Origin of the sequence: Citricoccus nitrophenolicus (genome assembly GCF_047305825.1) — a bacterium.
Lineage (GTDB): Bacteria > Actinomycetota > Actinomycetes > Actinomycetales > Micrococcaceae > Citricoccus > Citricoccus nitrophenolicus.
Genome location: NZ_CP063070.1, coordinates 1,371,241 through 1,383,715, shown reverse-complemented (window position 1 = coordinate 1,383,715; position 12,475 = coordinate 1,371,241). Strand labels below are relative to the sequence as shown.

Sequence of the window (12,475 nt, the reverse complement as noted above, 5' to 3'; positions counted from 1 at the left end):
CGGGCCGGAATCGACCTACAGCTCCAGGTTGAAGACCCGGGTGGCGATGCCCTCGAAGAACTCAAACCTCTCCTCATCGGACAGCGGCAGGTTGTCCTGGAGTCGTACCTCGGAGGGTTCGTACTGGTACGGGTAGTCCATGGCGTACATGACCCGGTCCGCGCCCATCATCTTCCGGACGAACATGATCTCGTCCTCCCAGGGCATGCCGCTGGTGGTGATCCAGACGTTGCGGCGGATGTACTCGGAGGGCTTGAGCGGCAGCGGTTTCACATGGGGGTAGCGGCCGGTGGCCACCTGCTTGCCGTACATGTAGTCGATCCGGTTCAGCCAGAACGGCACGGCCTCGCCCAGGTGGCCGACCACGAGCTTCAGGTTCGGGAAGCGTTCGAACACCCCGGCGACCACCAGGCGCATCAGGTGCAGGCCGGTCTCCACGCCGAAGCCGTACATCGAGCCGTCCAGGCCCCTCTCATGCAGGGGCTTGAACAGGCCGGCCGAGGGGGCGTTGGGGTGCAGGTACACGGGCACCCCGAGGGACTCGGCGGCCTCATAGAACGGCAGGAACTCAGGGGCGTCCGTGTAGCGGTCCCGCACGTGCGAGTTCAGGATCGCTCCCTTCAGGCCCAACTGGGTGACGGCCCGGTTGAGTTCGGCCGCACCGGCGTCGGGAGCCGTGAAGGGTACGGCGGCCAGCGCGGAGAACCGCTCCGGGCGGTTGCGGACGATCCCACCCAGGTGGTCGTTCGCCACCCGGGCGAGGTCGGTGGCCTGGGCAGCGGCCAGGGGGTTGGTCCCCGGTGCGGTCAGAGCCAGGATCTGATGGTCGACGCCGGCCGCGTCCATCTCCTGCAGGCGCACCCCCTCGGTGTCCACCATGCGCTCGCGGATGAACCGTGGGCGTTCCCCGTCACCGAGGGCGTAGTAGCCCATCAGGCTCATGAACCCCGGATCGTCCTCGGGATGCTCGCCCAGGATCTGGCGGAAGAGGTCGAACATCTCCGGCGGCGCCCAGGCCTCCTCGGTGGCGATGCGACGGTACGAGCGGGGGGCTGCGGATGAACTGCTCATGTGCGGGATCCTCTGGTCTCTCGGGGTTGACGGTGTGGAGCCTGGTCACTCGGCCGCGGGGGTGACGATCTCGTCCACGGCGATCTCCTCGTCGAGCAGTCCGTAGCGGACCATGCGCTCGTTGAGGAACTGCAGGGTCTCGACGTCCACGGTGGCGTTCCAGGCTGGAAGGCGGATCTGACCGGCGAGGTCGGGCTCGATGGTGGTGACCTCGGGCAACGCCTCGCGGAAGGCCTCCGGGTCCTCGGCAACGGCCTGTCCGGTGGCGCTGATGCCCCGCTGGAACGACTCCACCACCTCCGGGTTCTCGGTGGCGTAGTCCTCGGAGGTCATGTAGGTGCCCACCATCATGTCCGCCCGGGACTCCGCATAGGGGCTGGCGACCTCCACGGCCCCCTGGTCCAACGCCATGGTGACGAAGGGCTCGATCAGCAGGGCGCCGTCCACCTGGCCGTTCGCCACCGCCGGGAGCATGTCGGAGAAGCCCATCTCCGCGAAATCGACCTGGCTGCGGTCTGCGCCCGCGTCCTCCATCAGGGTCATGATGACCACGTCGTTGATGTTCTCGAGCGTGTTGACCGCGATGGTGGCGCCCTCGAGATCGGAGACCTCCTCGATACCGCTGGAGGAGGAGGCCACGATGCGGGCGAAGTCCTCGGCGGGATCGTCCACGGTGCGGGTGCCCGCCGCCACGAGGGTGATGGGCAGTGACTTGCTGGCCGCCAGGATGGCACTGACGGTGTTGGACCCGGCGAACTGCGTCTCGCCGTTCACCACGGCGGGCACGGCCGCGGCCCCGCCGATGCTCACGTCCACGGTGACGTCCAGTCCCTCGGCCTCGAAGTAGCCCTCGTTGACCCCGTACTGAAGGAAGGCCGAGGGCATTCCGGCGGTGTCCGCCACGCGCACGGCGGTGGACTGCGCGCTGTCCTGCTGCCCGGAGGGGGTGCCGCCGTCCTGAGCCGATGTGCTGTCCTGCTGACCGGAGGGACTCCCGCCTCCACAGGAGGTCAGCAACAGTGGTGCGGCCAGCAGCGGTGCCAGCCAACGCGTCCGGCCGTTTCTCGTGGTGCTCCTCATGGTGGATCTCCTCTGCAGGTCTGCGGTGCGGAATGGCGGCGGGTGGGGGTGGCGCCGTCTCTGGTGAAGCGTAGGATGCAATATCGACAGACGGAACGATTTCTGCAATCGTTCTGCCAGTAAGAACACGAGTGGGTGGCAGGCCACGGGGAGATCGAAGGAGCGGTGATGTCGCAGATACGGTCCGTGGTCCACGCACTGACGGTGGTGGACCAGGTCATGGCCACCGGCGGTGTGCGGGTGCGGGAGGTGGCGGAGGACCTGGGCGTGGCCCCGTCCAGCGCCCACCGACTCCTGAGCACCCTGGCGGCGCAGGACTACGTGGTCCAGGACCCGCACAGCCGCATCTACCGTCCGGGGGTCAAACTCCTCGGCCTGACCGGCGGGACGGTGGACACCCGGGAGATCCGCCATGCGGCCCACCGGCCCATGGAAGCGCTGGCGGCCGCCACGGGGGAATCGGTGTCCCTCTCCGTCCTGATCCGCTCGGAGGTGGAGTTCGTGGACGGCATCGAATCCGGTCATATCCTCCGGGCCTCACCGCGGATCGGAGCCCGGCTGCCGGCCTACGGCACGGCGGGAGGGCGGGCGTTGTTGGCCGAACTGGAGCCCGATGCCGTCTCCGGCATGTTCGGCGGTGGGCTGAAGAAGCTGACGGACCGCACCGTGGACACGGTGCCGGAGCTCACCGGGATGCTGGCTAGAATCCGACAGGCCGGCTACGCGGTATCCCGGGGGGAGAGCACCGAGGGGATCTCCGCCGTGGCAGTGGCCATCCGCCTGGCCTCCGGCCGGGCGGCCGCCGGGCTGGCCGTCGTCGCCCCCACCGAACGACTGCCGGACACCGGCCTGTCGGTCGTCATCGACCACCTGCGGCAGGCCGCCAGGGACACCGCGGCCGCCCTGCCGCGCACGGCCGGGCGGAGAACCGGAGCGGGGAACGAGGATCGGATTGACTGAGGGAACACCAGTGCAACGGCCGGACGCCCCGCGCGCCGGCACGGCGTTGCTGACCGTCCTGCTCATCGCCATGGGCGTGGGGCCGCTGCTGAACTACGGGCTCTCGGCCACCTCCGACCTGCTCATCCGCGAGCTGGGCGTCTCCGCCGGTCAGTTCGGACTGCTGGTCACGGTGCTGTTCGTCAGCGCCGCGGTCTCCTCCATGGTGATCGGCCGCCTGGCAGACGTGCTCAGCATCCGTGCCCAGCTCATCTTCAACTACGGCGGCACGGTGCTGGCGCTGCTGGTGTCCGCCCTCGGCCCGGAGTACTGGACGCTCGTGGTGGCCTGCATCATCGTGGGCCCGGCCCAGGTCATCGCGAACCCCACCACCAACCGGGTCATCTACTCCGCCGTTCCCGCTGCCAAGCGGTCTGGGTGGATCGGTGTCAAGCAATCCGGGGTGCAGGCCAGTCAGCTGGTGGCCGGGCTCCTCTTCCCCGCCGCCGCGCTGTGGGCCGGATGGTCCGGCGCCGCGGCCGCGGCCGCCGCTGGGGTGCTGGCCCTGCTGTGGTGGTCGCTGCGCCATATCCCGCCTGAGGAACCGACCGACTGGCCGGCGGCCCGCAGGGTGCTGGCAGACCGATTCCGCCGCCGGAGAGTCTCCACGGCATCCCTGCCGCTGCAGGTCTGGCTCTTCACCGCCGTCGCCTTCTTCTCCGGCATGGGCACCCAGGCCACCAATGTCTACCTTCCGCTGTTCGCCGTGCGGGACCACGGGTACAGCCTGTTGATCGGCGGGCTCGCCGCCGGGCTCTCCGGCGTGGTGGGCGTGGCCAGCCGCATCTACTGGGGCCGGGCCCTGGGAGCAGGACGGAAACCCGGTGCCCTGTTGCTGCTGATCTCCACGGGGGCGCTGATGGGGATGGCCTGCATGGCCGCCTCCTCCATCTGGGGCCAACCCGCCCTGTTCTGGGCCGGAGTGGTGCTGCACGGGCTGACGGTGCTCGGCACGAACGTGGTGGTCAACGCCGGAACCATGCAGGCCGTGGACGCCACCCGCATCGGCGCGGCCAGCGGCACCACCACCATGGGCATGTACGCGGGGTTCGCACTCGGCCCCGTCGGGATGGGCGCCGTGGTGGAACTGACCGGCGGGTTCGTCCTCGGCTGGATCCTGGTCGGGGCGGGCTATGCCGTGCTGCTCGGTCTGTCCCTGGTCATGGTCCGCACCGGTCGGCGGCCGGGCCGCTGAGCGTGGCGGCCGTGGGCCAGCCAGTACACGCCCATGCTCAGGGCCACCAAGCCGGCCAGGGCCAGGTACATCCCGGAGAACCCGGTCACCGGCAGTAGGGCGCCCAGCAGCACGGGTCCCACCCCGGTGCCGATGTCCAGGACGAGGAAGAAGGTGGCGGTGGCCACGCCGATCTGGAAGGGCGGCACCACGGTGGCCGCCACGGTCTGCAGGGACGTCAGGGTGGAACCGAAGCCGAGGGCGCACAGGCCCGCCGAGAGCAGGATGCCGGTAGGGGTCGGCCAGAGCGAGAGGACGGTCAGCCCGGCCACGAAGAGCACCAGCAGCGGGTAGACCACGATGTTGGCCCCGTACCGGTCCTGGATCGGTCCCACGAAGAACCGGGAGAGCACCAGCACCGCCGCGTAGACCACGAAGAAGAGGCTGGTCACGGTGGTGCCGATGGCCTGTTCCTGGGCGTACCCGTTGAGGAAGGCCAGGATGCCGGAGAACGCCAGCCCGGCCATGAGCATGACCAGGGAGACGGGCAGGGCCGGTGCGGAGATCACCCCACGCAGGGAGAACCGGTGGCGTGAGCCGCTGCCGTGCACCGGGGCGGCCGGCAACCGCACGAGGAGGCCGGCCAGCAGGCCGATGACCGCGAAACCGGTGCACGCGATGAACAGGGAATCGAAGCCGAAGCGGTCGGTCAGCTGGAAGGCCAGCAGGGGGCCCACGGCGGCGCCGATGCTCATGGAGGTGCCGAACCATCCGGTCCCCTCGCTGCGGCGGTGGCGCGGGATCATGCCCTGGACCGCGGTGGCCAGCACCGTGCTGGCCGCCCCGAACCCCAGGCCGTGGACGAACCGGACGGCGATCAACAGGCTCAGGCTGCTGGCCGCCAGGTAGAGGGCCGAGGCGGCCAGGAAGAGGAGCAGCCCGAGGATCAGCATCCTCTGGCGACCGATCAACTCCATCGCCTGCCCGGCAAACAACCGGGCCACCAGGGCTCCCAGCACGAAAGCGCTGACGGCCAACCCGGACATGACGTCCGAGGCCTGGAACTCGTTCACCGCGTAGAGCGCCATGGCCGTCACCAGCAGGTAGAACACCAGGGCCAGGAAGAGGTTCGTCAGAAGGGTCAGGATGAAGTTCCGGGTCCACAACCGCTGGGGCGGATGCGGCGCAGTGGCGGCGGTGGACACGGAGGGGACCGGCTTTCTGGACGGGGGTGGGAGGGCGGTGGCGCGGGACCTGACGGCGCACGGGCCCCAGCGATTCTAGTCCCGGTTCGCGAGGCGGGCCGGGGGAGGGCCCGGGGCTACGCTGGTAGTCATGGCGAAACGCGGCGAACTGACCTGGCTCTGGATCATGATCGCCGCCGCAGTCCTCACCCAGACCGCACTCAACCTGTTGCGCCCGGTCACCAGCTACAAGCTCCTGGTGCTGGGCGCCGGGGAGACCTGGGTGGGCCTGGCCACCGCGGCCTACGCCATCCTGCCGCTGATCTTCGCCATGGCCCTGGGCCGGCTCAGCGGACGCCTCCCCACGCTGCGCGGCATGATCGCCATCGGTGGCGCGGTGATGGGACTGGGCGGGCTCGGCCTCGCCTTCGGCGGCACCATCGCCGTCATCATGGTCTCCTCTGCCGTCCTCGGCATGGGTCACCTCGTCTTCACCATTGCCGGCCAGACCGTCATCAGTCGCCGCGCCTCGCCTCCCACCATGGACGCCGCATTCGGGTGGTTCACCGCCGCCTTCTCCATCGGCCAGATGGCCGGCCCCCTGATCTCCGGATTCATCCTGGGCAACGCCACGCTGGGCGAGGCCTCCCACAGTGCCGCCTTCGCCGGCCGCATCGACTCCGCCCTGTGGCTCGGTGCGGCCTGCTCCCTGCTCGCCGTGCCCGTGATGTACCTGATGAGGGCCGACGGCGGCCGGCGGCACCGCGCCCACCCCTCGGCGCACAGCGCGGCCCCCGAGGACCGGACCGGTGCGCCGGGCGAGACGGAAGCGGCCGGGGCCGGGCCGGCGTCGGGCTCCGGTGTGGGGCCGGAGAAGCCGACCATGGTGCGGATCTGGCGTGTCCCGGGGATCCCCTCCCACATGCTTGCGTCCCTGGCCCTGCTGGCGATGCTGGACATCCTGACCGCCTTCATGCCGCTCGTGGGTGAATCCGCCGGGGTGGCGCCGTTCTGGGTCGGCATGCTGCTCGCGGTCCGCGGCGGGGCCTCGTTCGTGTCCCGCATCGTGCTGCCCTGGATGTCCCGGAGGTGGTCCCGGCACGGACTCGTGCTGGTCTCCCTGTTGGCCTCCGCCCTGGCGCTGGGCGTCGTACCGCCGGTGTTGGCCGCGTGGGGCGCCTCGTGGCTCGCCGTGACCCTCATGGCGGTGGGCGGGTTCGCCCTCGGGATCGGCCAGCCGCTGACCATGTCACTCGTGTCCCAGGCCGTGCCGGGCGACTGGCGGGGGCCGGCCCTGGCCCTTCGGCTGGTCGGCAACCGGGTGGGGCAGGTGGTGATGCCCGTGGTGGCCGGTCTGGTGGCGGCGCCCATCGGCCCGGCCGGAGGCATCTGGTGTGCCTGCCTGATTCTGGCGGCCTCCGGCACCGAACGGCTCGTCTCCGGGCGGAGGGCCTAGACCTCCGCCCGGGGGCGGTGGGTCTCAGCGAGTCCCAGGGACTCTCAGCGGGGCTCCTCCACGCCGACGTCCTCGTCCTCGAGGCCGTCCCACTCGGAGTCCTCGTCCGGGATGTCCTCGCCCTCGACTGCCTCGGCACGGCCCTCCTGGTTGTCAGGGGTGCCGTTGTAGTCCTGGTCCCCGTCCAGCAGGAACGTGTCCCGCCGCAACGGGTCCATGGCGTCCAGGGATTCCGGGTCATCGGAGGAGCCATGGTCCGTGGTGCCGTCGCGGCCGTCCGCGGGCTCCTCCAGATCGTTCTCCGGTTCCTCGATGAACTGATCTTCCAGCTCGTCCTCGTAGCGACTCACGTGGGCCTCCTCGATCTCGGGCGGCCCCTGGGCGGGCGGTCCGTCTCAGCGGCCGCATCGTCCGGCCAGCCTAGCCCCGGCGGCTCGCTCGGGGTAGGGCGGCCGCGGCCAACCCGATGAGCACGACCATCAGGAGGCCCACGCCGGCGAACAACCAGATCGAGGACCCGGACACCTGGGAGGCTCGGTGACCCTCGGCGTGGGGGGTTCCGGACGGATCCTGTGCGGAGCCGTCCTGACTGCCGGTCACCCCGTTGCCGATGTCCGGGAACTGACCGTTGCCGGGGCGGGAGGTCATCCCGGCGGAGATGCCCTCAACGAGCATCCTGGCGTCCTCCACCGCCTGCAGTGAACTGGAGACGGTGGCGTCATGGGCCAGGTCCCGCAGCCGCTCGGTGGGGGTGGCGGTGGAGTCCGGGGCGCCGGTGGCAGGGCGGGACCCGCCCTCCGGGGACTGGCTGCTGCCGTCCTCGCCGGTGGCCCCGCCGTTCAGGCCGCCGTCCGCTCCGCCGGTGGACCCGCCGTCCTGGCCGTTGCCGGGGCCGGTGGTGCCCGGTGTGCCGGGGGGCGTCCCGGAGCCATCGCCGCCGGCTGGTGCCGAGGCGGGCGGGGAATCGTCCGGGCTGCTCCCGGAGGGCGCCGAGCTGGGCTCAGACGAGGGGGCAGGGGCCGAGGTGGGGCCCTGGGTCGGGCCGGTTGGGTCCGGGGTGCTGCTGGTGGGCGAGGGGGCCGGCGTCGTGGGGTCCTGTGTGGGCGGCGTGCTCGGACTGTCAGTGGGGTTCGGCGAAGGGTCCGTGGGGTCCGGCGTGGGGGCGGGGGTCGGCGCCGGGCCGACCTTGACGTACACCTCGCAGAACGCTGTGCCGCCCTGGCCGTCGTCCGCCGTGACCGCGAGGAGTTCGTCTCCGGTGTACTCCGGTGGTGCCGTGTAGGTCAGGATGTGGCCCTCGATGGTGATCTCAGCCCCAATGGAGGACTCACCTGCCGTCAGCGTGACCGGGTCGTCGTCGGCATCCGTGATCTGGAAGCCGATCGACTCGGGGACTCCCGCCTGGACGAGGATCCCGGCGCAGTCGACGAACTCGGGCGGGGCGTTGCCGCCCGGGGTCGGCGACGTTCCGGGGTCTGCGGGCTGGGAGGGCGAGGCGGAAGGGCTGGGACTGGGAGTGGTGTCCTCCGGCCGGGTGTCCGCCGCGGCCGGGCCGGCGAGGCCAGTCATCAACAGCACCGCCACGGAGGCTGCTGCCAGGGAGCGGCCGAGGCCCAGGAGGGTGCAGCGGGGTAGGGAAAGGTCAGGAGTGTGTCCTGCCGCGATGGTCATGCTCAGCCCCCACCAGATGACGCTTGGCCCCGTGTTGCCCGCCCCGTCTGGCGGAACGGGCAACACCGGCTGATCGTAATCATACCGTGATCTGGCGGAAAAGCCAGATCACGGGGGGATCACAATCTGGGCGGCTCAGGCCACGCGAGTCTCGGGAACGGAGACCAGGGTGGGATCGTCCGTGACGACGTGCCCGATGGCCGCGTCGATGGCACCCAGGGTCGCGTCATCCAGGGTGAGGTCCAGAGCCTTCACGTTCTCAGCGATCTGCTCGGGGCGGGAGGCGCCCACGATGGCACCGGCGACGTTGGGGTTCGAGAGGACCCACGCGATGGCGAGCTGGCCCATGGTGGTGCCGAGCCCCTCGGCGATCGGGCGCAGCTTCTGCACTGCGGTGAGCACCTCGTCGGTCATCTTGCCGCTCATGGTGCGGGAGCCACTCTCATCGGCGCCGCGGGAGCCCTCCGGCGGCTGCTGACCGGGCAGGTACTTTCCGGTGAGGATGCCGCCGGCCATGGGAGACCAGACGATCTGGGAGAGTCCGAGGTCCTCGCAGGCCGGGACGACCTCGGACTCGATGACGCGCCACAGCATCGAGTACTGCGGCTGGCTCGAGATGAGCTGGAAGCCCAGCTGCGTGGCCATGGAATGGGCCTCACGGATCTTGTCCGCCGGCCACTCGGAGACCCCGATGTACAGGGCCTTGCCCGCGCGGACGATGTCCGCGAACGCCTGCATGGTCTCCTCCAGGGGTGTCTCCACGTCATAGCGGTGGGCCTGGTAGAGGTCCACGTAGTCCATCTGGAGCCGCTGCAGCGAGCCGTTGATGGATTCCATGATGTGCTTGCGGGAGAGGCCGGTGTCATTGTGGCCCTTGGGGCCGGTGGGCCAGTACACCTTGGTGAAGACCTCGAGCGACTCGCGCCGCTGGCCCTTCAGGGCCTCGCCGAGAACCGACTCGGCTTGCGTGTTGGCGTAGGTGTCCGCCGTGTCGAAGCTCGTGATGCCCTGATCGAGGGCCTCCTGCACGCAGGCGTACGCCGTCTCGTTCTCGACCTGGGAGCCGTGGGTGAGCCAGTTGCCGTAGATGATCTCTGAGATCTTGAGTCCGCTGTTGCCGAGGTATCGGAATTTCATGGATTCACCCTAACCGGAATCACGAGTTCACCCGGGGTCTGGCTCCGCGCCTCGGCGTAGGCGGTCCAGCTGCCGACGGTCCCGCTTGGTGGGGCGCCCCGCGCCCCGGTCCCGACGCGGCACGGCCAGCAGTTCGCGGGGAACGGGTTCGGGTGAGTGGTCGATGTAGTGGCGGACGGCCTCCGGGGCGCCGACGCGCTTGGTCAGCAGTCCCGTGACCTCGAGGATGCGTTCACGCCCGGGCTGGCGGAGCCGGATGGTGTCCCCGGGCCGGACGGGCTGAGAGGCCTTGGCCGGCTGCCCGTTCAGCCGGACATGCCCCGCCCGGCAGGCAGTGGTGGCTGACGAGCGCGTCTTGTACATGCGCACTCCCCAGAGCCAGGCGTCCACGCGGACCTGGGCTGGCGGGGTGGTCGGAGGCATGCGATCCAGCGTACCGCCGCACCCCGGCGACTACTGGTTGCCCTCGGCGGTGCGCAGGTTGCGGAATGCGGAGCGGTGGAACACGATCGGCTCGTGCTCGGAGGAGTGGTCATGCACGCCGTGGACCTCGAGCAGGACCATGGTGTGGTCCCCGGCAGGCAGCTCGGAGTAGACGGTGGTGTCCAGCCACAGGGCGGCGCCGTCCAGGAAGAGGGCCCCCGCATCCGTGGAGCGGATGTCCAGACCGGCAAAGCGGTCGCCCTCCTTGGAGGCCAGCTGACGGCAGACGGAGGTGTGCTCCGAGCCGAGGATGGAGATCCCGATCCGCTCGGCCAGCTTCAGCCGGGGCCAGGTGCGCGAGGTGTTCTGCACGGCGAAGGAGACCAGCGCCGGCTCCAGGGAGACCCCCACGGTGAACGAGGACGCCACGAGCCCCTCCTTGACGCCGTTGGCCACGCCGGCGAGGGCTGCCACGCCGGACGGGAAATGGGAGAAGGCGGAGCGCAGGGTCTCCGTGGAGAGGTTGTGGTCCAGGTCGGCGGGCGCCTGTGGTTCATGGGTGGCTAGAGCGGTCATGTTCGGTCCTCCGATCGAAGGCGAATCTGCTCCGCGGCACCCTGCGGAGAACACTCCCAGCGGCACCAGCAGAAACGCGGTACTTGCCCGCCGGGACGTCCGGAAGGCCGAATCCTCACCTGGAGCACCCCACTACTGCGTGAAGAGGGTTGCCGTCCCGCAAGCCAGGGCTGTAACAGCGGGAACTCGTGATTCTGGGTCCAGACTAGCGAGGCCCCGCCCGGAGGGTCAAAGGGTTCCCGAACTGTGAACCCCCGTGACTCGGTGTCCCAGACCGTGGTTCCGAGGCGCAAAGTGACCGGGCCACGTCACTATGGCGGGGGTGGGGTCACTTTGCGCTCGGAGGGGTGGGGGAGTGGAGGGCGGAGAGGGAAGGAAGGGAGGGAAGGATCAGCGGAAGCGGAGGGAGACGGCCTCGCCGTGGGCCGGCAGGCCCTCGGCGGTGGCGAGGGACGCGATGTTCGGTTCCAATTCCTTCAGCCCGGTCTCCGTGTACCGGATCAACTGCTGCAGGCGCAGGAAGCTCACGGTGTTCAGTCCGGAGGAGTACCGGGCGGAGCCCCCGGTGGGCAGCACGTGGTTGGAGCCGGAGGAGTAGTCGCCCAGGGGCACGGGGGAGTGCGGCCCCACGAACACGGCACCGGCGTTCGTCACGCGGCGGGCCGTGGCCAACGCGTCCACGGTGTGGACCTCGAGGTGTTCGGCGGCGTAGGCGTCCGCCACGGCCAAGGCCTCGTCCAAGGTGTCCACCAGCAGGATCCCGGACTGCGGCCCGGACAGTGCGGTCCGGATCTGCTCCTCGTGGAAGGAACCCGGTACCTGTGCCTCGACCTGCGCCGCCACGTCCCGGGCCAGCTCGGGGGAGGTGGTGATCAGCACGGAGCCGGCCATCGGATCGTGCTCGGCCTGGCTGATCAGGTCCGCAGCCACCCAGCGGGCGTCGGCCGTGCCGTCGGCCAGGACCGCGATCTCGGTGGGCCCGGCCTCGGCGTCGATGCCGATGGTCCCGAGCAGGGCGCGCTTGGCGGCCGCCACGAAGATGTTGCCCGGCCCCGTGACCATGTCCACGGGGGCACACACCCGCGCGCCGGCGTCGTCCGCCACGCCGTAGGCGAACATGGCCACCGCCTGGGCGCCGCCCGCGGCGTACACCTCGTCCACGCCGAGCAGGGCGCAGGCGGCCAGGATCACGGGGTGCGGCAGGCCGCCGAAGTCCTTCTGCGGCGGGGACGCGACGGCCAGGGAGGGCACCCCCGCGGCCTGGGCCGGGACCACGTTCATCACCACGGAGGAGGGGTAGACGGCGCGGCCGCCGGGCACATACAGGCCCACCCGGTTCACCGGGACCCAGCGGTTCTCCACCACGGCGCCCTCGGCGAGCTCCACCTCTGACCCGGGCGGGAACTGGGCCGCGTGGACGGCGCGGGCGCGGGTGATGGACTCCTCGAGGGAGGCCCGGACGGCCGGATCCAGGGCCTCGAGTGCCTCCGCGATCCGGGCGGCCGGCACCCGCAGGGACGGCGGCCGGACGCCGTCGAACTGCTCACCCAGGTCCAGCACGGCGGCGGCGCCCTCGGTGCGGACCCGCTCGAGGATCGGCAGCACCTTCGGCACGGCGGCGGCCACGTCGACCTCCGCGCGGGGCAGCACGGTGGCCGGATCGTAGTCGCGGCCGCGCAGGTCCGTGGTGGCAAGCAGGGCAGG

The 12,475-nt window shown here is 70.6% G+C and carries 12 protein-coding genes and 1 riboswitch; of the genes, 3 read left to right on the top strand and 9 right to left on the bottom strand.

What is annotated here, in order from left to right; genetic code table 11:
- Positions 1-15 precede the first annotated feature (15 nt).
- Both IMT31_RS06370 and IMT31_RS06365 read right to left on the bottom strand, forming a co-directional pair.
- A complete protein-coding gene (locus tag IMT31_RS06370; protein WP_413544127.1) occupies positions 16-1,071 on the bottom strand; it encodes an amidohydrolase family protein in 1,056 nt (351 codons plus the stop codon).
- A 45-nt stretch (positions 1,072-1,116) separates the two neighbouring features.
- Positions 1,117-2,151: an ABC transporter substrate-binding protein gene (locus IMT31_RS06365; protein ID WP_413544126.1), complete on the bottom strand. Its 1,035-nt coding sequence runs from the start codon at positions 2,149-2,151 to the stop codon at positions 1,117-1,119.
- 168 nt (positions 2,152-2,319) lie between these two features.
- Here IMT31_RS06365 and IMT31_RS06360 point away from each other — a divergent pair, with 168 nt between their 5' ends.
- A complete protein-coding gene (locus IMT31_RS06360) occupies positions 2,320-3,111 on the top strand; it encodes an IclR family transcriptional regulator (protein WP_413544125.1) in 792 nt (263 codons plus the stop codon).
- A 10-nt stretch (positions 3,112-3,121) separates the two neighbouring features.
- Positions 3,122-4,345, top strand: coding sequence for an MFS transporter (locus IMT31_RS06355; protein ID WP_345359979.1), 1,224 nt, complete (start codon positions 3,122-3,124; stop codon positions 4,343-4,345).
- Here IMT31_RS06355 and IMT31_RS06350 read toward each other — a convergent pair.
- Positions 4,282-5,529: an MFS transporter gene (locus tag IMT31_RS06350; RefSeq protein WP_345359982.1), complete on the bottom strand. Its 1,248-nt coding sequence runs from the start codon at positions 5,527-5,529 to the stop codon at positions 4,282-4,284. The genes IMT31_RS06355 and IMT31_RS06350 overlap by 64 nt on opposite strands.
- A 130-nt stretch (positions 5,530-5,659) precedes the next feature.
- On the opposite strand from IMT31_RS06350, the gene IMT31_RS06345 reads away from it, so the two are divergent.
- Positions 5,660-6,964 carry an MFS transporter gene (locus IMT31_RS06345; protein ID WP_413544124.1) on the top strand — a complete coding sequence of 435 codons (1,305 nt, stop codon included), beginning with the start codon at positions 5,660-5,662 and terminating at the stop codon, positions 6,962-6,964.
- A 44-nt stretch (positions 6,965-7,008) separates the two neighbouring features.
- On the opposite strand, the gene IMT31_RS06340 is transcribed toward IMT31_RS06345, so the two are convergent.
- From IMT31_RS06340 to hisD, 6 genes are all read right to left on the bottom strand, one after another.
- A complete protein-coding gene (locus IMT31_RS06340; protein WP_413544123.1) occupies positions 7,009-7,314 on the bottom strand; it encodes a hypothetical protein in 306 nt (101 codons plus the stop codon).
- A 70-nt stretch (positions 7,315-7,384) separates the two neighbouring features.
- Entirely contained in the window at positions 7,385-8,635 is a 1,251-nt protein-coding gene (locus IMT31_RS06335) for an Ig-like domain-containing protein (protein WP_413544122.1), read from the bottom strand.
- Between the two features lie 135 nt (positions 8,636-8,770).
- On the bottom strand, positions 8,771-9,772 hold the full coding sequence (locus IMT31_RS06330) for an aldo/keto reductase family protein (protein ID WP_345359994.1): 1,002 nt from the start codon (positions 9,770-9,772) through the stop codon (positions 8,771-8,773).
- A 27-nt stretch (positions 9,773-9,799) separates the two neighbouring features.
- Positions 9,800-10,195, bottom strand: a complete 396-nt coding sequence (locus tag IMT31_RS06325; RefSeq protein WP_413544121.1) for an RNA-binding S4 domain-containing protein — start codon at positions 10,193-10,195, stop codon at positions 9,800-9,802.
- Between the two features lie 30 nt (positions 10,196-10,225).
- On the bottom strand, positions 10,226-10,771 hold the full coding sequence (locus IMT31_RS06320; RefSeq protein WP_345360000.1) for a flavin reductase family protein: 546 nt from the start codon (positions 10,769-10,771) through the stop codon (positions 10,226-10,228).
- 74 nt (positions 10,772-10,845) lie between these two features.
- A riboswitch (SAM riboswitch) is annotated at positions 10,846-10,965 on the bottom strand.
- A 196-nt stretch (positions 10,966-11,161) separates the two neighbouring features.
- Positions 11,162-12,469: a histidinol dehydrogenase gene (hisD, locus tag IMT31_RS06315; protein ID WP_413544381.1), complete on the bottom strand. Its 1,308-nt coding sequence runs from the start codon at positions 12,467-12,469 to the stop codon at positions 11,162-11,164.
- Positions 12,470-12,475 lie beyond the last annotated feature (6 nt).

What these genes read in the sequence shown, in the direction of transcription:
- IMT31_RS06325 (WP_413544121.1), bottom strand. Translation starts at nt 10,195, where the DNA reads ATGCCTCCGACCACCCCGCCAGCCCAGGTCCGCGTGGACGCCTGGCTC.
- IMT31_RS06320 (WP_345360000.1), bottom strand. Translation starts at nt 10,771, where the DNA reads ATGACCGCTCTAGCCACCCATGAACCACAGGCGCCCGCCGACCTGGAC.
- IMT31_RS06345 (WP_413544124.1), top strand. Translation starts at nt 5,660, where the DNA reads ATGGCGAAACGCGGCGAACTGACCTGGCTCTGGATCATGATCGCCGCC.
- IMT31_RS06330 (WP_345359994.1), bottom strand. Translation starts at nt 9,772, where the DNA reads ATGAAATTCCGATACCTCGGCAACAGCGGACTCAAGATCTCAGAGATC.
- IMT31_RS06360 (WP_413544125.1), top strand. Translation starts at nt 2,320, where the DNA reads ATGTCGCAGATACGGTCCGTGGTCCACGCACTGACGGTGGTGGACCAG.
- IMT31_RS06335 (WP_413544122.1), bottom strand. Translation starts at nt 8,635, where the DNA reads ATGACCATCGCGGCAGGACACACTCCTGACCTTTCCCTACCCCGCTGC.
- IMT31_RS06370 (WP_413544127.1), bottom strand. Translation starts at nt 1,071, where the DNA reads ATGAGCAGTTCATCCGCAGCCCCCCGCTCGTACCGTCGCATCGCCACC.
- IMT31_RS06365 (WP_413544126.1), bottom strand. Translation starts at nt 2,151, where the DNA reads ATGAGGAGCACCACGAGAAACGGCCGGACGCGTTGGCTGGCACCGCTG.